Origin of the sequence: Klebsiella sp. CN_Kp100, assembly GCF_040065315.1 — a bacterium.
Classification (GTDB): Bacteria; Pseudomonadota; Gammaproteobacteria; order Enterobacterales; family Enterobacteriaceae; genus Klebsiella; species Klebsiella oxytoca.
This window is the reverse complement of record NZ_JBEAIJ010000036.1, coordinates 1-17,695: the sequence shown is the minus strand read 5'-3', so window position 1 is coordinate 17,695 and position 17,695 is coordinate 1. Positions and strand designations below refer to the sequence as shown.

The following is a 17,695-nucleotide window of genomic DNA, read 5'->3' as shown; positions in this document are numbered from 1 at the left end:
TCAAAAAAGAATTTAAATCGATGATGCGTGGGCAGAACCCGAGCCTCCGTTATCAGTGGCGACCTTCCACTCGATTTCTGAACCATTTATACCGGCAGGCAAAGTAAATTCTTTGCTGGAAAAAGCATCAATGTTATTGACTGAGCTGCTAATATCTCTGCCGTTTATTTTTATCGACTTAAAATAAATGAAAAAGGGTGTCGGATTCTTTAGCGTTATCTTATTACCGGACTTATGCCACTGCAGATTTTTAGCTTCGGTATTAATATTCATATCCTGAATGGCGCGAGGGCGATAGATAAGACGCATTCTATGGCGCACCGCCAGCTGCAGCTTGTTTTTGTCAGCTTCACTGTCGCTGGTTGGCGGAATAGACATTACGTTAAAGAAGTAGACAGTTTCACGATCCTGAGGGGCTTTAGAGATATACGCGTTAGGAAAAATACGTACCGTGTTGGTTTGCTTGCCCTCCAGGCGGAAAAGCGGGGGAGTCACCATAAAAAAGCTATCTTTCATTCCTTCAGACGCTTCGACCCAGGATTTAATTAAATAAGGCGTGTCATCTTTGTTTTCAATGTTCGTACTGATTTCTCGCGAACCTTCTTTATAAAGATGGCGGGTTGAATCTACCACAACTCCGCTCTGGGCCACAAAGCTGACAGAAATAAAAGAAATTGCAGCTAATCTTAATAATGACTTCAGCATAATTCATTCCCTGAATAAAAAATAACGGGGTCTGCCTGCGGCAGGCCCCGTTGTACTTATTAGTAGCTAATAGTAAAGGTGGCTACACCTTTAACTGCACCATCGGTAACACCATTTGCGGTTTTAACGTATGCAGCTTTATAACGCAGGTAAGACGGAGTACCTGCGGTATAAGCAACAACTTTAGGAGTCGTACCGGTGAAGCTTACGCGAGTGCCGTCGGTGTTCACTACGGTAACCGCAGCGTTAGTCGCCGGGCTGGCAGCAGTGTTGGTCAGCACGTTGTCCTGGCCGCTGATATAGTCACCGGTTACGGTCACGTTGATGTTACCGGTGTAATTAGTTGCACCTTTCTGGCAATCTTCGATTTTGTACTCAATGTCTTTTGCAGTTGACATATACGGAGTGTTAACTGCCATTGCGTCCAGTACAGATGCTTTAACATCGTCCAGAGTTAAAGAACCGCCGGAAATCATAGCGGACGGCGTTACGTTACAGGATTCGCCGGTGTCGGTAACGTTACCCAGAATAGTCAGAGAAGAACTGTTCCCTGCCGCGAAAGCCTGAGCACTCAGAACTGCTGAAGCAGCAACCATTACAGCTACAATTGTTTTTTTCATTTATTTAATCCATTTATAGATACTAAAGTCCTGAATAGCGTCATGGCGAAAATGTTAATTAGGCTGATAGGTAATAACTAACATTCTGCTATGTATGCCCGATCGCTATCGTTATCATTCTCCTGCCGCCGCATTTTGCATACCTGGTATACTTAGAGCGTCAATGTGCCGGAGCGGTGACAAATCTAAGTGCAGGGCTGATAAAATGCATGTGAATTCTGTTTGAATTTAAACTCTGTTTATTGAAGGTTGCAATTTCACAAGCAGATTTCGTAGATAATAATGAGCGTGCCTGGAAGGTATAGTTGTAAATCAGTCTTCCCTTTGGTTCAAATATCATGATAATCTTATCTTTGCTCTGGGAAGAGCTGGGATTTATCTTTGAAATTATCTAATCTGGCAGGCTTAAAGGGATGTACTGTGATAGCTAAAGATGAATTTGAATTTAATTCATCTTTGTTTCATATGGAATGGTGAGGGAGGAAAGGGATTATGATATTCAATGAATATATCATTAACAATGAAGTTATTTTTAATGTAAATATGAATGAGCTGCAGCCCGTAGGGGACAATGGTGAGAGCGTGACGCTGAACGCGCCGACTGCACGCTGCCTGCAACTTTTACTGGAAAGTAATGGGAAAATTATATCCCGAGAAGAGTTTCTGGATAGTGTCTGGAAAACCAGAGGGGTTGTCGTTTCGCAGAATACTTTTTATCAAAACATATCATTGTTAAGAAAGTCGTTAGTGAAAGCAGGATTATCGCAAGATATTATTGTTACAGTCAGACAGCGCGGGTTTGTTCTCGCGGCAGGATCAAATATTGCCTCATTCTTACGCTCGGAAGAAAAGGCACCGGAAAATTCTGAAAATGTGCAGGTTACCGCAAGCACCTCTTCGCCTCCGATTGAGAAAAATGTGATGAATAATTCCGCTGTCCGTGAAGATGCGCAAAAAATTTCCACAGACGATAAAGCAACAGTATTTAAATTACCCGGGTGGATTTTGCCTCTGTTATTGGTGATGACCGCCGCAAACATCCTTTCTCTTTTTTTGTAAGTAATAATGAATGGATTAACCGATTGATTTTATATTCGCTTTACTCTCCCCTGGAAGAATAATTACTGGTTCTACGAAAATTATAAAGCGTCAGTATTTATACACCAGTAAGTATTAGCAACAGGTTGTCTGCCAGGCAGTGCCCGGCAGACGGATTCGCTATCGTTGCTTCAATCCTAAGTCCAGGGGCGTCTTGCTTGGTTCTCCGCCGATTTCCCGTGCAAGCTTAGGGACTAAATAGCCGGAGACCAGCGTGAGTAGCTCACGCATGATTGCCCGGGCCTCTTCGTCACTGACCATGAAATGCGCCGCTCCCTGCACTCTGTCCAGAACGTGCAGGTAGTAAGGCATAACCCCGGCATCGAACAACGCATTGCTCAGATCGGCGAGCGTGCGCGCATTATCGTTCACACCGCGTAACAGTACGCTTTGATTGAGTAAGGTGACGCCAGCCATACGCAGGCTCTTCATTGCCCTACGAAACGCGGTATCAATCTCGTTAGCATGGTTAATATGGTTCACCAGCAGCACCTGCAACGAGGATGCAGAGATGCGCGCAACCAGGGTATCGGTAATCCGCGCAGGAATCACAATGGGTAACCGACTGTGGATGCGCAGGCGTTTAATATGTGGAATGGATTCCAGCTGGGTAAGCAGCCAGTCCAGTTCATGGTCCTTCGCCATCAACGGGTCACCGCCGGAAAAAATAATTTCATCCAGCTCTGGATGAGCCGCGATGTATTCCATAGCCTTCTGCCAGTTGCGCTTCGTGCCCTGGTTTTCCGCGTACGGGAAGTGCCGACGGAAACAATATCGACAATTTACCGCGCAGCCGCCTTTCACCAACAGTAAAGCGCGGTTGCTGTATTTATGCAGCAGACCTGGCACAACGCTATGCTGTTCTTCCAGCGGATCGGTGGAGTATCCTGGAGCATGAATAAACTCCTCCTGGGAGGTAAGTACCTGACGTAGAAGAGGATCGTTTGGATTTCCTGGTTCCATTCGAGCAATAAATGCCCGTGGGACACGCAGTGCGAACAGGCGCTTGGCGTCGCGTCCTGCCAATAGATTCGCATCAGCGTCTACATTTAAAAGCTGCAGCAGTTCATCGGGACTGGTCACAACATCGGCAAGTTGCGTTAACCAATCTTCTCTGGATGGGGTATTTAGGGTTACAATATGCGCCATTTTGTGGCTTAGCTACCAATTAACAAAGTTTCAGAGGGCCTTATGGCGACTTACTATAGCAACGATTTTCGTGCCGGTCTTAAAATCATGATGGACGGCGAACCTTATGCAGTTGAAGCCAGTGAATTCGTTAAACCGGGCAAAGGCCAGGCCTTTGCCCGCGTTAAGCTGCGCCGCCTGCTGACCGGTACCCGCGTAGAGAAAACCTTCAAGTCTACAGATTCTGCTGAAGGCGCAGACGTTGTCGATATGAACCTGACTTATCTGTACAACGACGGTGAGTTCTGGCACTTCATGAACAACTCGACGTTTGAACAGCTGGCCGCAGATTCTAAAGCCGTTGGTGATAATGCTAAATGGCTGCTGGATCAGGCTGAATGCATCGTTACTCTGTGGAACGGTCAGCCAATCTCCGTTACCCCGCCGAACTTCGTTGAGCTGGAAATCGTTGAAACCGATCCAGGTCTGAAAGGCGATACTGCTGGCACCGGCGGTAAACCGGCTACCCTGTCCACTGGCGCAGTGGTTAAAGTTCCTCTGTTCGTTCAGATTGGCGAAGTCATCAAAGTGGATACTCGCTCTGGCGAATACGTATCCCGCGTGAAGTAATCGATGCGCTGAGACGGTTGGCGCAGCCTTTCGCTGCGCCCTCTACCGCCGTAACTGCAGGCAGGGAAGATGGCTCATAAATTAACGCTCCCGGTATTATTATTTCTTAGCTGCGCCCTTTTGTCCGGATGCAATACGGCTCGCGGCGTGGGTGAGGATATCCAAAGCCTGGGCCATGCTATTTCTCACGCTGCCAGCTAACCTGATTTCATCAGGAAATCCTCATTCATAATCCATTTCTGTTCCTGACTTAATACCTTAAACCTCTTTTTCTCCGAAAAAACGTTGAGATTCCCTCATCCTGAACCAGGTTGTCTATGCTTATAAGGCACGATAACTAAAACTGGTAAATTAAGGATAACATCATGGTAAAAAAAGCGATTGCAGCGGTCTTTACGGTTTTGGTCCTCTCCTCAGCATTGACCGGATGTAACACCACGCGCGGTGTCGGTCAGGATATTTCAGATGGCGGCGATGCGATTTCTGGCGCCGCAACCAAAGCTCAGCAATAGACCATGGCGGTACGGCCGTGGTCGTACCGTTCTTCCTCTCTTTAGCGACATCGTGTATTATTTCCGCGGATTATCATCTACCTTGCGGGACGACCCGTAAGCGTTCCACATCTGGGGACGGCCCCATCAAAGGAGCCTTATGTCCTGGTTAATTCTGTTTATCGCGGGGCTGCTGGAAGTTGTCTGGGCAGTCGGCCTGAAGTATACCCATGGTTTTAGTCGGCTTGTGCCGAGCGTAATTACGATTGCCGCCATGGTTATCAGTATGGCGCTTTTATCATGGGCGATGAAAACGCTGCCCGTGGGAACGGCTTACGCCGTCTGGACCGGTATTGGCGCGGTTGGCGCAGCAGTCACGGGGATTATCCTGCTAGGAGAATCCGCCAGCCCGATGCGCATTGCCAGCCTGGCATGTATTGTCATTGGCATCATTGGCCTGAAAATGAGCGCTCATTAATAGCGTTGATTGACCCAGATGAGCTTGCTCACGTCAAATCCCTGCCGGCTGGCGATATCCAGCATCTGCTGCTTCACTTCCGGCGGGATTTTCGGCGCACGCGCCAGTAGCCAGAGATAGTCGCGATCTGGCCCACAAACCAGCGCATAGCGATAATCCTTATCCAGTGAAATGACGTTATAGCCGCCATAGAAAGGGCCGAAAAATGAGACCTTCAGCGCGGCGCGCGTGGGATCGCCGGTAAAGTAAGCGACGCCGTCGGTTTTCTGCCACATACCCCGGTCGGGGTTATATCCCTTATTTACCACGTTCAGCCCACCATCATCGCGCAGGCTATACGTTGCGGTGACCTTTTCTAAGCCACTCTCAAAATTGTGATCGAAACGGGCGATTTCATACCAGGTACCGAGATAGCGTTGCGTGTCGAATGGGCTGACCACGGTGACGCCGGTAGGCGGCGTCGGCGTGCTACAGGCGATAAGCAGAAATGAAGCGGCAACAACCGCCATGACGGGGAGCAGACGCATAGTTATTTCCTTGCCAGTTTTAAGCTAAGTGTAGATTCAGGCAGGAAAAATGCGGCAGATTTTTCTTGAGAAGAGAGCCCGGTAACATCCTGCTACCGGGCTTGCCGCAGTCGAGGTTAAAGCAGCGGTTTAGATGAACAATATTCCGACCAGCGTGACGACGGTCAGAATCGCCGCGAGGCCGTAGAAGACCCACTTACCGTTGGGTACGTGAATTTTTAAATCGTGCATCGCATGGTGAATACGATGAAGTCCGCACCATAGCGGCAGCACAATCATCAGAAAAATAAACGCACGGCCAATGAAGCTGTGGGCAAAGCCCAGCACGCGTTCGTAGCTGAAGGCGTCTGCGGGCGCAAGGCCCAGCGGCAGCATAATACCTACCAGCAGTACGATGACAGGAGCGACAATTGCTCCCCACATGCCGCCAGCGCCAAACAGCCCCCAGAATACGGGCTCATCAGAACGTTTTGGTTTAGGATTGATCATTCCAGCCTCCTTACCAGAACAGGGCGACAAACAGAATCACTACGGTGACGACCGCGGTGACGATCCAAAGCCCTTTAATCACTGGCTCTGGCCCCATTTTTTCGCCTTTGAGGATAATATTGGCAGCTTTCGGCGCCAGCTCAAACCAGGTCTTGGTATGCAGCAGCGCGGCCGCAAGCGTGATCAGGTTCAGAATCACGACAATCGGATTTTGCAGAAAACCGATATACCCGGCCCAGCTCTCAGCACCGTGCTTCAGCGCGAATAGCCCGTAGATCAGCACGATACTGAACCAGACCGTGGGGACCGCTGTTCCTTCACGCAGCATATAGAAGCGATAAAACGGCAGCTTTTTCCACCAGGTGGACGGCATCGGCCGCACGTAGGGTTTGCGTTTAGTCGTCATACTGCACTCCTTAGCGTGGTTTCAGGGTGGCGATAAGAAAGTCTTTCGAGCTTTCTACCTTACCCTGCTGGATCGCGGCCGCCGGGTCGACGTGTTTCGGGCAGACTTCGGAGCAGTAGCCCACGAAAGTACATGTCCATACGCCATTCTGGCCGTTAAGCTGCGCCATACGTTCCTTTTTACCGTGGTCGCGGCTGTCTTCGTTATAGCGATGGGCGAGGGTGATCGCCGCCGGGCCGATAAACTCCGGATTAAGACCAAACTGCGGGCAGGCCGCGTAACACAGGCCGCAGTTAATGCAGCCGGAGAACTGATGGTATTTCGCCATCTGCGCCGGCGTTTGCTTGTTTGGTCCCTGATCGGGCGTGCGCGGGTTGCCGATGATGTACGGCTTAATGGCTTCCAGACTTTCAATAAAGTGGGTCATATCGACCACCAGATCGCGTTCAATCGGGAAGTTAGCCAGCGCTTCAACCTTAATGCCTTTGGTGTATTCGCGCAGGAAGGTTTTACAGGCCAGCTTTGGTACTTTGTTCACCATCATGCCGCAGGAACCGCAAATCGCCATGCGGCAGGACCAGCGGTAGCTAAGATCCGGCGCGAGGTTATCTTTGATATAGCCCAGCGCATCCAGCAGCGAGGTTTGCTCGTCGTAGGGAACTTCATAGAAAGCGCTGTGCGGTGCGATATCCACTTCCGGGTTATAGCGCACCACTTCGACTTTCATGTTTTTCATCTCAGCCATTCGTCGTCTCCTTCTTCTCGGCTGCTTCCGCTTCCGCCCCGTACACGCGTTTTGCCGGCGGCAGAGTGGTGATTTTCACATCACTGTACTCCAGAGTGGTATTACCGTTGGCGTCGCGGAAGGCGAGGGTATGCTTGAGGAAGTTGACGTCGTCACGCTCGGTGCAGCCTTCATCCAGACGCTGATGCGCGCCGCGGGACTCTTTACGCGCGATGGCGGAATGCGCCATACATTCGGCGACGTTCAGACCATGACCCAGTTCGATGGTATACAGCAGGTCGGTATTGAACACGCTGGAGGTGTCGGTGATACGCACGCGCTTGAAGCGCTCCTGCAGCTCGGCCAGCTTATCAACCGTTTTCTGCATGAGCTCCGGCGTACGGTAGATGCCGCAGCCTTCTTCCATCGACAGGCCCATTTCATCACGGATCTTCGCCCAGCTTTCGTTACCTTCCTGATTCACCAGGTCCTTCAGGCGCTTCTCGATATCGACGACCTGCGCGTCCAGCGCGGCGCTATTGGCTTCGCCCGCTTCGGTGGCGCGCTGCATGGCCTGTTCGCCGGCCAGACGACCAAACACCACCAGCTCCGCCAGCGAGTTGGAGCCGAGACGGTTAGCGCCGTGCAAACCGACAGAAGAGCATTCGCCAACGGCAAACAGCCCTTTAATACGGGTTTCACACTGCTGGTCGGTTTCGATACCGCCCATGGTGTAGTGCGCGGTTGGACGTACCGGAATGGGATCTTTCACCGGATCGACGCCTACGTAGGCTTTTGAGAGTTCACAGATAAACGGCAGACGTTCAAGCAGCTTTTTCTCGCCCAAATGACGCAGATCGAGGTAGACCACGTCGCCTCGCGGCGTTGGGATCGTGTTGCCTTTACGCCATTCGTGCCAGAAAGCCTGGGAGACTTTGTCGCGCGGACCCAGCTCCATATATTTGTTTTTTGGCTCGCCCAGCGGAGTTTCCGGGCCCATGCCGTAATCCTGCAGATAGCGGTAGCCATTCTTGTTGACCAGAATACCGCCTTCACCGCGGCAGCCTTCCGTCATCAGAATACCGGAACCCGGCAGGCCGGTTGGGTGATATTGCACGAACTCCATATCGCGCAGCGGTACGCCGTGGCTGAGCGCCATACCCATACCATCGCCGGTGACGATCCCGCCGTTGGTATTGTAGCGGTATACGCGTCCTGCGCCGCCGGTCGCCAGAACTACCGCGTTGGCGCGGATCTGTACCAGCGTACCCTCCATCATATTTATCGCGACCAGACCGCGCGCCTGACCTTCGTCGACCAGGATATCGAGGACAAAGTGTTCGTCGAAGCGTTGGATTTGGGGGAACTGAAGCGAGGTCTGGAACAGGGTGTGCAGCATATGAAAGCCGGTTTTATCGGCTGCGAACCAGGTTCGCTCGATCTTCATACCGCCGAAGCGCCGGACGTTGACGCTGCCGTCAGGGCGGCGGCTCCACGGACAACCCCACTGCTCAAGCTGGGTCATTTCCGTCGGGCAGTGATGAACGAAGTAGTCGACGACATCCTGTTCGCATAGCCAGTCGCCGCCTGCAACGGTATCGTGGAAATGGTACTCAAAGCTATCATGATCCTGCGCGACGGCAGCGGAACCCCCTTCAGCAGCAACGGTATGGCTGCGCATAGGATAGACTTTTGAAATTAGAGCGATTTTAGCATTTGGATTAGCTTGCGCGGCGGCAATTGCAGCGCGAAGACCTGCTCCGCCTGCGCCAATAACGGCAAGATCGGCTTGAAAAGTTTGCACGACATTCCTCCAGTTTTTGTTTATTTCGCCGCCGGGCTGGCGAAAACGTATCACTGCTCCTTTATAGGTAAGGAGTATAGCCGCAGGGTTATGAGGGAAAATTGACGTGTTCGATTTTTTTATCGTTATGTGCGGTTGTTTATCTATCCACTGTATGTTTTTGGGTTATCAATAAATTAAGCGTATGTGACGCTTTTGCCTTTTCGCACAAAATTTGTTTCATTCGCCAGTTACGAGTAGACTTCGGGCCCTTGTTTCAAATCGGAGAAAGTACCATGAGCGAAACGGCAACCTGGCAGCCGAGCGCATCCATTCCAAACCTGTTAAAACGTGCAGCGGTGATGGCGGAAATTCGTCGTTTTTTTACCGACCGCGGCGTGCTGGAGGTGGAGACGCCCTGCATGAGTCAGGCGACGGTGACGGATATCCATATGGTCCCGTTTGAAACGCGTTTCGTAGGACCGGGTCATTCTCAGGGGCTGAATCTGTATCTGATGACCAGCCCGGAGTATCACATGAAGCGCCTGCTGGCGGCCGGTTGCGGCCCGGTTTTTCAGCTATGCCGTAGCTTCCGCAATGAAGAGATGGGTCGCCACCATAATCCGGAATTCACCATGCTGGAGTGGTATCGTCCGTGCTATGACATGTACCGGCTAATCAACGAAGTAGACGATCTGCTACAGCAGGTACTCGACTGCCAGCCGGCCGAAAGCCTCTCTTATCAGCAAGCCTTCCTGCGTCATCTGGAAATCGACCCGCTGTCGGCAGATAAAACGCAGCTGCGCGAAGTGGCGGCTAAGCTCGATTTGAGCAATATTGCCGATACGGAAGAGGATCGGGACACGCTGCTTCAGCTACTTTTTGTCATGGGCGTCGAGCCGCATATTGGTAAGGATCGTCCGACGTTTATCTATCATTTCCCGGCCAGCCAGGCGTCACTGGCGCAAATCAGCACCGAAGATCATCGCGTAGCGGAACGTTTCGAGGTCTATTACAAAGGCATTGAGCTGGCTAATGGTTTTCATGAGCTCACCGACGCCCGAGAACAGCGGCAGCGTTTTGAGCAGGATAACCGCAAGCGTGCGGCTCGCGGTCTGCCGCAGCAGCCAATCGATCATCATCTGCTGGCCGCTCTGGAAGCCGGGCTGCCGGATTGTTCCGGCGTAGCGCTGGGCGTTGACCGGGTGGTGATGCTGGCGCTGGGCGCAGAAAGCATCGGCGACGTTATCTCGTTTACCGTCGACCGCGCCTGATCTTTCTTTCCGCTTTCCCGCAGGATATTGACCGGGATGACCGCCGATGTGCGGCGGTATGGTTGATTGTCCGGGAGTGCGACAGTTCTGGCCTTGCCCGCGTTCAGGCAAGGCCGATATTACAGACTGCCGGGCGCGCGGCTGGTTTTCCCTGCCGAGGTCAGCGCCCTGCTGCTTTTTCTGCCATCGATGCTCTCCAGGCGCATCTGGAACGGTGGGAACGGCATATCGATACCGTGCTCGCGGAATCCGGCCAGAATCAGCTGATGCATCTCATGGCGTAGCGGCATACGGTGACCCATTTCGGCGGCGTAGATACGCAGCTCGAAAATCTGGATCCCCTGCTGCAGGTCAACAAGAAACGCTTCCGGCGCCGGGGTATCGATAACCAACGAACAGCGGTGCGCGGCATTTAGCAGGATCTGCGCTACCTCTTCGGTATTGGCATCCACCGGGGCAGGCACTGTTAACACCACGCGGGTTACAGAATCCGACAACGACCAGTTGATGAACTGTTCGGTGATGAACGCCTTGTTCGGCACGATAATCTCTTTACGGTCCCAGTCGCTGATGGTGGTGGCGCGGGTATTAATGCGCGTCACGCTACCGGTGAGATCGCGAATGGTGACCGTATCGCCAATGCGTATCGGTTTTTCAAACAGAATAATCAGGCCGGAGATGAAGTTGGCGAAGATCTCCTGCAAACCAAAACCGAGACCTACACCGAGCGCGGCAATAAGCCACTGCAGCTTCGACCACTCAATCCCAATCATCGAGAAGCCGACCAGACCACCAATCAGCATCAGCAGATACTTGGTGATGGTGGTGATGGCGTAGCCGGTGCCCGGCGTCAGTTCCAGATGCTGGAGGATGGCCAGCTCCAGCAGAGCGGGCAGGTTGCGCACCAGCTGGGTGGTAATAATCAGCACCAGAATAGCAATCAGCACCGCGCCGAGGGTGATCGGCTCCAGGCTCTCAACGCCCTGCACCGTGGAGGTCACGTCCCACAGCGAGATATTCTCCAGGAAGCCAAATGCGGAGTGGATTTCTGACCATAGCACGATAACCGACACCAGCGCGATCAGCATCAGCAGGGAGCGCACCAGACGCAGGGACTGGGTACTGATAGCATCCAGATCGACCTCGCTGACCTCGGCTTCCATTGAACCTTCCGGGCTGCTGGTATGCTGGACGTCCTCTTCGCCACGCGCGCGCTGGGCGAGGATCTCCGCCCGACGGTGCTTAGCGCGATCGAACGCCAGGCGACGGCGCTGAATCAACATCCAGCGGCGAATGATGTGATAAACCACCAGCAGCAGGAACCAGATGGCGACCGACGTTTCGAGCCTGGCGAGCAGCGCCTGCGATGTGGCGAGATAGCCGATTGCCGCCGCCAGCATTGCCACCAGCGGCGCGCCGAGCAGCATATTCCACAGCAGTCGGTTCAGCATATTGTCGCCGCTGCCTTCTTTATCGAGATACAGCGGGATGCCGGCGCGTTTCAGGCTCAGGGTCACCATCGCCAGCGCGCCGCAAATCAGCATAAAGCAGAGGCGACCCAGCGAGGCGGAGAACTCGCGATCGTTGAGATTATCAAAAGTAATCAGCGCCATAATAAGCGGCACAATGAGCCCGATGCTCATCAGATAGTAGCGCATCGCCTTGCTAACCCGACTGCGCGGCCAGCCAAAGTGGGCGATGAACAGACCGTTCGGGCGGGCAAAAGTGGCGCAAATCATTACCACCCACAGCAGCGGCACCGTTGCGGTGACGCTATCGCCAATCGCCACGGCCAGCGGGAAAGGCCAGGCAGATTGCAGACCGTAGCCCAGCGTCATCCACAGTACCGGCAGCGGCGAGGCCACCAGTATAGACCAGAACACCGTTCGCAGGGTGAGCCAGAAGTGATCCTGCGTAACCTTGCCGACGCGCGCGCTGGAACGCTCCAGGAAGCTGGTGAAATGGCGCCGCGAGCTGACGCTGAACCCTACCAGAATGAGCGCGACGAAGAGCGGCAGCAGGGTCTCTTTGCTGGTCAGCATCATCATGCTGGCCTTACCGAGCTGGCTCATGGTATCGAGCGAGATCAGTCGGCGTAAATCCTGAACAATCTCCAGTGGCCAGGAGAAGCCGATTGGGCTGACGTCGGAGGTCCAGAACAGATAGCGGTGGGTCGCTTCGTTGATCTCTTTGAGCGCATCCTCCAGCTGGCCGTTGGCGACTTTCAGCTTGGTCAGTTCGAGCATAAGCGTATCGCCGCCGCGCAGCAGGGAGTTGAGCAGCTCTGTCTGCGTGCGCATCTGAGCCTGAAGAATGCGGTTCTGCTCGCTGGTGAGGGGTTCACCGTTGGCCTGACGAATTTGTCTTAGCTGCGGCTGCTTGCCGAGCTGATCCTCATAGCGCAGGCGCTGCACGCGCAGCTGCGCCATTTCGGTATCCAGCTGCTGCGGTCGCGGGATTTCCGGCAGACGCGCCACCTGCGCGCGCAGGGCTTCGCCAAGCAGATTGGAAGAACCTAACCATTGGGACTGCTCGCGGAGCGTGTTTAAAGCCTGACGCACCTGCAGGGTTTGATTGGTCGCCTGGCGCTGCTGAGAGGCGATCAAGTCCATCCGCTGCGCCTGCTGGTTTAGCGCTTGCGACAGTTCGCGGTTCACTTTGAACTGCGCCACGATATCCGGCGGCAGGTTTTCGCTGTTTTCCGCCAGCAGCTCGGTGCTTTCCAGCGCTTTCTCCGCCTCGCGCTGCCGTTGGTTATTGAGCTGATTTCTTAATGCCTGTAGCCAGGCGTCGAGCTGCTCACTCTCTTTCTGCGCCAGCTCGGATCGCAACCGTGATAGCTCCTGGCGGTTATTGGCGGAAAGCTGCGCCAGATCCAGTTCATCGACCAGCGCTTTCAGCCGCGCGGACTCCGCCTGTAAACCAAGATTTTGCGCCTGCGCCAGCGGCGTATTGCTGCTTTGCGCGCCGATCCGGCGCTCGACCTCATTCAGCTGGCGGCGGGCATCGCTCTGTTGCTGCGGCAGCTGGTTGAGCGAGTCGGCGATATCGCGGGCACGGTCCTGCTCCTGCTGAGCTTTACGACTGGCTTCCAGCAGTTGGCTGCTGACCTGGAGAATCTCCTGGTTCAGGGCATCGGAGGAGAGGGTAGTGGAAACCTGGCGCGGCTCATCGCTGAGATTGTTGAGCTGCGCGCGCAGGGTTTGCGACAGTTTGGGGAAGTTATCAATAACGTCCTGATACTGACGGGCGCGCTCAAGGGAGGCATTACGCTCCTCAAGCGCATTCAGGGCAGACTGCAGGACTTCGACGGTTTCAGGCTGGGCGGGCTTTGCCGCCTTCGCCTGTTCCAGCTCCTGGGCTATCTGTTTAGCATCCGGGGCTGTCGCTGCGTACGCCCCGAAACTGAGGCACCAGGCCAACAGGAAAGTGTATATCAGGCGCACGGCGTAACCTTTTCTTTCAGGAATTAACCTTCGTCTTGTTTATCGTCAACCAGCGGACTGGCGGCGTGTTCAGCGCGGACTTCTTCAGCTGCCAGCGGAGCGGACTCGACCGGCGTCACGGCTTCAGGCGCGATCGCCAACGGCTGGCCTATTTTGGTTACCGACAGGCTTTGTAACTGCTCAACCAGCTTCACCTGACCCGGAGCAAACAGGTTAATCACCGTGGAACCCAGCTTAAAGCGGCCCATCTCCTGGCCTTTAAGCAGGGCGACGGAACCTTCGCTCTCGCCCGCAGGCCAGGTCCAGCGCTTAATGATGCCTTCACGCGGCGGCGCGACGGTACCGGACCACACGGTTTCGATGCTGCCGACGATGGTGGCGCCGACCAGGATCTGCGCCATGGGGCCAAACTCAGTATCGAACAGGCAGATGACGCGCTCGTTGCGGGCAAAAAGATTCGGCACGTTTTGCGCGGTCAGATGGTTTACGGAGAACAGATCTCCCGGTACGTAGATCATTTCACGCAGAATACCGTTGCACGGCATGTGCACGCGGTGGTAATCGCGCGGGGAAAGATAGGTAGTGACAAAGCTGCCGTTACGGAACAGATCCGCCATCTGGTAGTTGCCGGCCAGCAGCGCTTCCAGACTGTAGTTGTGGCCTTTGGCCTGCAAAATTTTATCGTCTTCAATAGCGCCGAGCTGGCTGATGACGCCATCGGCGGGCATCACCAGTACGTTCGGGTCAGTATTTAACGGACGAACGTCATCGCGCAGCGGGCGAACAAAAAAGTCGTTAAAGGTCCGGTAGCTGGCAGTATCAGGCTTTTGCGCCTCTTTCATATCGACCTTGTAATATTTCACGAACAGATCGATGACCAGTTTTGTCAGCCAGCCTGCCCGCTTGCGTGCACCCCAGCCTGCGAGGCGGGTGAGCCACAGTTTAGGCAGAATGTATTGCAGTGAAAGTTTAAGATCGTTTAACAAGGTAGCCTCCAGGCCATTATTTGTCGTTCCTGACCCCCGCGCGTCGGCGGGGGCCTGAAAAAGGGGGACGATTCTAACGATGCTCAGCTTAAATGTCAGTCATCGGTTGATGAAAAGCTTTTACGCGTTTTTACCTGCACCTGCGCCATGCTTTCCAGAATGCGATGGTAGTTTTCAAACCGGCTTTCAGCGATTTCGCCCTTCTCCACCGCTTCGCGAATGGCGCAGCCCGGATCGGTATCGTGTTTGCAGTCGCGGTATTTGCATCGGCCTAAATAATCATGGAATTCGACAAAGCCGTGGGTGATTTGTTCCGCGTCGAGATGCCACAGGCCGAACTCGCGTACCCCCGGCGAGTCAATCACATCGCCGCCGTGCGGGAAGTGGTACAGGCGCGCGGCCGTAGTGGTGTGCTGCCCCAGTCCGGAGACATCCGAAACGTCATTGGTAAGGATTTGGTCATCCTGCAGGCCCAGCAGCGCGTTCAGCAGGCTGGATTTGCCTACCCCAGACTGCCCGGCAAAGATACTGATACGATCGGTAAGCGCCTCTTCAAGCGGCTTCAGGCCATCCTGCGTGCGGCTGGAGACCATCAGTACGCGGTAACCAATATGGCGATAAATGTCCATTTGCTCGTTGACGAAGTCCATGCTCTCCTGATCCAGGAGATCGATCTTATTGAGCACGATCAGCGGCTCGACGTTCAGCGTTTCGCAGGCCACCAGATAGCGGTCGATAATATTCGGAGAAAGCTCAGGCAAGATGGCGGAAACGATGACAATCTGATTGATATTGGCGGCGATAGGTTTGACGCCGTCATAGAAATCCGGGCGCGTCAGTACGGAGGTCCGTTCATGCACGGCCTCGACGATGCCTTTGACGTTGACGCCGTCAGCTTCGCTTTTGCCTGGCCGCCAGACCACACGATCGCCGGTGACCAGCGAACGGATAGTGCGGCGTATATTGCAACGGTGGACGCTACCGTCGGCGGATTCGACATCGGCATGCATGCCAAAGCGGCTAATAACGGTCCCTTCGGATTTTTCACCGAACAGGTTGTCATCAAAATCGGCCTTCTCCGAAGTCGTTTTCAGGCGGCGCTGGTGGTTGGCCTTCACGCGGCGCTGTTGGCCTTTGGAGAGTTTATTTTTACTCAATCGAACTGGCTCCTGGTCGCCCTGTACGGGCAAAACCTCTATGATACACGCTATTTTAGATGAATATAGTGACGTAAGAAGGGTGGAAAATAACATGAGTGCAGATGAAAACAACCTGATTTGGATCGATCTTGAAATGACGGGGCTGGATCCGGAGCGCGATCGCATCATCGAAATCGCCACCCTGGTGACTGACGCGAATCTGAACATTCTGGCGGAAGGGCCGACGATTGCCGTACATCAGTCAGACGCGCAGCTGGCATTAATGGATGAGTGGAACGTGCGTACCCATACCGGTAGCGGACTGGTGGAGCGGGTGAAGGCGAGTACCCAGGGCGATCGTGAGGCAGAACTGGCGACTATCGAATTTCTCAAAAAGTGGGTGCCGGCGGGTAAGTCACCGATCTGCGGCAATAGCATCGGCCAGGATCGTCGCTTCTTGTTTAAATATATGCCTGAGCTGGAAGCCTATTTTCACTATCGCTATCTTGACGTCAGTACGCTTAAAGAGCTGGCTCGTCGCTGGAAGCCGGAAATTCTCGACGGCTTTAAAAAACAAGGAACGCATCAGGCGATGGATGATATTCGCGAATCGGTAGCGGAACTGGCTTACTACCGCGAGCACTTCATCAAGCTCTAATGCTTATGCCGGGGCCAGAAGCGCCCCGGTAGTACGTCTGACTATTTAAACCACTTCTGTTCCATCGCCTGGAATTCCGGCGAGGCTTTGACGACATCCAGAGCGGCATTGATATTATTCAGCAGTTCAGGATCATCTTTACGCACCGCAATGGCGTACTGCTTACCGTAGTAGCTGGGATCCGTGGCGCGCTCGTCCATAATCGCGTATTCGGGATTATCCTCGAGCCATTTCGTTAAGGTCTCCTGATCGCCCATCACTCCGCTAATCACACCTTCTTTCAGCGCGTTCAGGGCGCTTTCATCGCTGTCATAAGGCAGCACGTGCACGGCTTTTTGTTTATCACGCAGGTAGTGCTGATGAATGGTGCCCTTTACGACGCCGAGTTTTTTATCTTTGAGATCGGCAAAGGTATGGGCAGCGTCTTTCGCTGTGACTATTGCACCGGAGAGCTCCTGGCGATAGGGATGGCTGAATGCAACCTGCTTTTCTCGCATTGGGATCACTTCAATACCGGCAATCACGGCGTCGAATTTCTTAAAGCGCAGCGCCGGGATGAGAGTATCGAAGCCCTGGGGAGTAAATTTGCATTCGACCTGCATCTGCTTGCACAACGCGTTGGCCAAATCGATATCAAAACCCGTGGGTTGGTTTTTGCCACTGACGGTTTCAAACGGCGGGTTGGCCGTCGTTGTTCCAAAATGTAGCGTTGTTGCCGATGCTGTTCCTGTGGCAAGTGTAGCCAGCAGCAGGACGGTAAGCGCTTTTTTCATTTTATTTCCCTGGTTATCATCGTTGTTGACCGTCAGCGGGCGATATCCGCCTGTAAACTTGAGTGATTTTGCGCCTTTAGCGAGCCCGGAAAAAGTCATTTTGCCGCATTTGCTGCTTATTTAGACAAAACAGGCCTGAATGTGGCGATAAAGTGGTCACTTAAATCAAAAACGAAAAAAATTGCTTTCAGGGGGGTTGCAGGTAAATCGAATTCTCGTATAATGCGCCTCCCGTGACGAAGCAGAAATGCAAATCACGACGCCATAGAAATATGGCCAGAAGTTTGCGGGAATAGCTCAGTTGGTAGAGCACGACCTTGCCAAGGTCGGGGTCGCGAGT

Annotated in this window: 19 protein-coding genes; 7 read left to right on the top strand and 12 right to left on the bottom strand. The window is 53.5% G+C overall.

The features are described from left to right. Nucleotides 1-12: 12 nt before the first annotated feature. The gene (locus ABLV12_RS13125) at nucleotides 13-705 is read right to left on the bottom strand and encodes a molecular chaperone (RefSeq protein WP_064396592.1); all 693 of its coding nucleotides are present in this window, start codon (nucleotides 703-705) and stop codon (nucleotides 13-15) included. A gap of 59 nt (nucleotides 706-764) precedes the next feature. Continuing rightward, on the bottom strand, nucleotides 765-1,325 hold the full coding sequence (locus ABLV12_RS13120; RefSeq protein ID WP_004117347.1) for a type 1 fimbrial protein: 561 nt from the start codon (nucleotides 1,323-1,325) through the stop codon (nucleotides 765-767). A gap of 492 nt (nucleotides 1,326-1,817) precedes the next feature. Between ABLV12_RS13120 and ABLV12_RS13115 the strand changes: the two genes are divergently transcribed. Then, nucleotides 1,818-2,384: a winged helix-turn-helix domain-containing protein gene (locus tag ABLV12_RS13115; protein ID WP_004109209.1), complete on the top strand. Its 567-nt coding sequence runs from the start codon at nucleotides 1,818-1,820 to the stop codon at nucleotides 2,382-2,384. Nucleotides 2,385-2,543: 159 nt separating this feature from the next. Here ABLV12_RS13115 and epmB read toward each other — a convergent pair whose 3' ends face one another. Next, complete coding sequence (gene epmB, locus ABLV12_RS13110) at nucleotides 2,544-3,572, bottom strand: EF-P beta-lysylation protein EpmB (protein ID WP_004117350.1); 1,029 nt, start codon at nucleotides 3,570-3,572, stop codon at nucleotides 2,544-2,546. 42 nt (nucleotides 3,573-3,614) lie between these two features. Between epmB and efp the strand changes: the two genes are divergently transcribed. From efp to sugE, 4 genes are all read left to right on the top strand, one after another. After that, on the top strand, nucleotides 3,615-4,181 hold the full coding sequence (gene efp, locus ABLV12_RS13105; RefSeq protein ID WP_004109203.1) for an elongation factor P: 567 nt from the start codon (nucleotides 3,615-3,617) through the stop codon (nucleotides 4,179-4,181). Between the two features lie 69 nt (nucleotides 4,182-4,250). Beyond that, nucleotides 4,251-4,382, top strand: a complete 132-nt coding sequence (locus ABLV12_RS13100; protein WP_016809373.1) for an entericidin A/B family lipoprotein — start codon at nucleotides 4,251-4,253, stop codon at nucleotides 4,380-4,382. Nucleotides 4,383-4,546: 164 nt separating this feature from the next. After that, nucleotides 4,547-4,693: a lipoprotein toxin entericidin B gene (gene ecnB / locus ABLV12_RS13095; RefSeq protein WP_004109200.1), complete on the top strand. Its 147-nt coding sequence runs from the start codon at nucleotides 4,547-4,549 to the stop codon at nucleotides 4,691-4,693. Between the two features lie 139 nt (nucleotides 4,694-4,832). Continuing rightward, nucleotides 4,833-5,150 (top strand): quaternary ammonium compound efflux SMR transporter SugE, encoded by a 318-nt coding sequence (gene sugE, locus ABLV12_RS13090; protein ID WP_004109196.1) that lies wholly within the window; start codon nucleotides 4,833-4,835, stop codon nucleotides 5,148-5,150. Here sugE and ABLV12_RS13085 read toward each other — a convergent pair. The 5 genes from ABLV12_RS13085 to frdA all read right to left on the bottom strand — a co-directional run bounded on the left by ABLV12_RS13085 (nucleotide 5,147) and on the right by frdA (nucleotide 9,100). Beyond that, complete coding sequence (locus ABLV12_RS13085; protein ID WP_004109193.1) at nucleotides 5,147-5,677, bottom strand: lipocalin family protein; 531 nt, start codon at nucleotides 5,675-5,677, stop codon at nucleotides 5,147-5,149. The two genes, sugE and ABLV12_RS13085, sit on opposite strands and share 4 nt — an antisense overlap. A 129-nt stretch (nucleotides 5,678-5,806) precedes the next feature. After that, nucleotides 5,807-6,166: a fumarate reductase subunit FrdD gene (gene frdD, locus ABLV12_RS13080; RefSeq protein ID WP_004109192.1), complete on the bottom strand. Its 360-nt coding sequence runs from the start codon at nucleotides 6,164-6,166 to the stop codon at nucleotides 5,807-5,809. Between the two features lie 10 nt (nucleotides 6,167-6,176). After that, entirely contained in the window at nucleotides 6,177-6,572 is a 396-nt protein-coding gene (gene frdC, locus ABLV12_RS13075; protein WP_004117355.1) for a fumarate reductase subunit FrdC, read from the bottom strand. A gap of 10 nt (nucleotides 6,573-6,582) precedes the next feature. After that, nucleotides 6,583-7,317: a succinate dehydrogenase/fumarate reductase iron-sulfur subunit gene (locus ABLV12_RS13070; protein ID WP_004109180.1), complete on the bottom strand. Its 735-nt coding sequence runs from the start codon at nucleotides 7,315-7,317 to the stop codon at nucleotides 6,583-6,585. Then, on the bottom strand, nucleotides 7,310-9,100 hold the full coding sequence (gene frdA, locus ABLV12_RS13065; RefSeq protein WP_142448094.1) for a fumarate reductase (quinol) flavoprotein subunit: 1,791 nt from the start codon (nucleotides 9,098-9,100) through the stop codon (nucleotides 7,310-7,312). The genes ABLV12_RS13070 and frdA overlap by 8 nt, the downstream gene beginning before the upstream one ends. A 275-nt stretch (nucleotides 9,101-9,375) precedes the next feature. Here frdA and epmA point away from each other — a divergent pair, with 275 nt between their 5' ends. Beyond that, nucleotides 9,376-10,353 carry an elongation factor P--(R)-beta-lysine ligase gene (gene epmA / locus ABLV12_RS13060; RefSeq protein WP_004117360.1) on the top strand — a complete coding sequence of 326 codons (978 nt, stop codon included), beginning with the start codon at nucleotides 9,376-9,378 and terminating at the stop codon, nucleotides 10,351-10,353. Between the two features lie 119 nt (nucleotides 10,354-10,472). Here epmA and mscM read toward each other — a convergent pair whose 3' ends face one another. The 3 genes from mscM to rsgA form a co-directional block, all read right to left on the bottom strand. Beyond that, nucleotides 10,473-13,799: a miniconductance mechanosensitive channel MscM gene (mscM, locus tag ABLV12_RS13055; RefSeq protein ID WP_004109171.1), complete on the bottom strand. Its 3,327-nt coding sequence runs from the start codon at nucleotides 13,797-13,799 to the stop codon at nucleotides 10,473-10,475. Between the two features lie 23 nt (nucleotides 13,800-13,822). Beyond that, complete coding sequence (gene asd, locus ABLV12_RS13050; RefSeq protein ID WP_160886355.1) at nucleotides 13,823-14,785, bottom strand: archaetidylserine decarboxylase; 963 nt, start codon at nucleotides 14,783-14,785, stop codon at nucleotides 13,823-13,825. A gap of 95 nt (nucleotides 14,786-14,880) precedes the next feature. Next, nucleotides 14,881-15,942: a small ribosomal subunit biogenesis GTPase RsgA gene (gene rsgA / locus ABLV12_RS13045; RefSeq protein ID WP_004109167.1), complete on the bottom strand. Its 1,062-nt coding sequence runs from the start codon at nucleotides 15,940-15,942 to the stop codon at nucleotides 14,881-14,883. 94 nt (nucleotides 15,943-16,036) lie between these two features. Here rsgA and orn point away from each other — a divergent pair, with 94 nt between their 5' ends. Further along, on the top strand, nucleotides 16,037-16,582 hold the full coding sequence (gene orn, locus ABLV12_RS13040) for an oligoribonuclease (RefSeq protein WP_004097954.1): 546 nt from the start codon (nucleotides 16,037-16,039) through the stop codon (nucleotides 16,580-16,582). Nucleotides 16,583-16,623: 41 nt separating this feature from the next. Here orn and ABLV12_RS13035 read toward each other — a convergent pair whose 3' ends face one another. Beyond that, nucleotides 16,624-17,355 carry an arginine ABC transporter substrate-binding protein gene (locus ABLV12_RS13035; RefSeq protein ID WP_024273616.1) on the bottom strand — a complete coding sequence of 244 codons (732 nt, stop codon included), beginning with the start codon at nucleotides 17,353-17,355 and terminating at the stop codon, nucleotides 16,624-16,626. Nucleotides 17,356-17,695: the final 340 nt, after the last annotated feature.

Coding starts and splice junctions, on each gene's coding strand:
- ABLV12_RS13125 (WP_064396592.1), bottom strand. CDS start 705: ATGCTGAAGTCATTATTAAGATTAGCTGCAATTTCTTTTATTTCTGTC.
- ABLV12_RS13120 (WP_004117347.1), bottom strand. CDS start 1,325: ATGAAAAAAACAATTGTAGCTGTAATGGTTGCTGCTTCAGCAGTTCTG.
- ABLV12_RS13115 (WP_004109209.1), top strand. CDS start 1,818: ATGATATTCAATGAATATATCATTAACAATGAAGTTATTTTTAATGTA.
- epmB (WP_004117350.1), bottom strand. CDS start 3,572: ATGGCGCATATTGTAACCCTAAATACCCCATCCAGAGAAGATTGGTTA.
- efp (WP_004109203.1), top strand. CDS start 3,615: ATGGCGACTTACTATAGCAACGATTTTCGTGCCGGTCTTAAAATCATG.
- ABLV12_RS13100 (WP_016809373.1), top strand. CDS start 4,251: ATGGCTCATAAATTAACGCTCCCGGTATTATTATTTCTTAGCTGCGCC.
- ecnB (WP_004109200.1), top strand. CDS start 4,547: ATGGTAAAAAAAGCGATTGCAGCGGTCTTTACGGTTTTGGTCCTCTCC.
- sugE (WP_004109196.1), top strand. CDS start 4,833: ATGTCCTGGTTAATTCTGTTTATCGCGGGGCTGCTGGAAGTTGTCTGG.
- ABLV12_RS13085 (WP_004109193.1), bottom strand. CDS start 5,677: ATGCGTCTGCTCCCCGTCATGGCGGTTGTTGCCGCTTCATTTCTGCTT.
- frdD (WP_004109192.1), bottom strand. CDS start 6,166: ATGATCAATCCTAAACCAAAACGTTCTGATGAGCCCGTATTCTGGGGG.
- frdC (WP_004117355.1), bottom strand. CDS start 6,572: ATGACGACTAAACGCAAACCCTACGTGCGGCCGATGCCGTCCACCTGG.
- ABLV12_RS13070 (WP_004109180.1), bottom strand. CDS start 7,317: ATGGCTGAGATGAAAAACATGAAAGTCGAAGTGGTGCGCTATAACCCG.
- epmA (WP_004117360.1), top strand. CDS start 9,376: ATGAGCGAAACGGCAACCTGGCAGCCGAGCGCATCCATTCCAAACCTG.
- orn (WP_004097954.1), top strand. CDS start 16,037: ATGAGTGCAGATGAAAACAACCTGATTTGGATCGATCTTGAAATGACG.
- ABLV12_RS13035 (WP_024273616.1), bottom strand. CDS start 17,355: ATGAAAAAAGCGCTTACCGTCCTGCTGCTGGCTACACTTGCCACAGGA.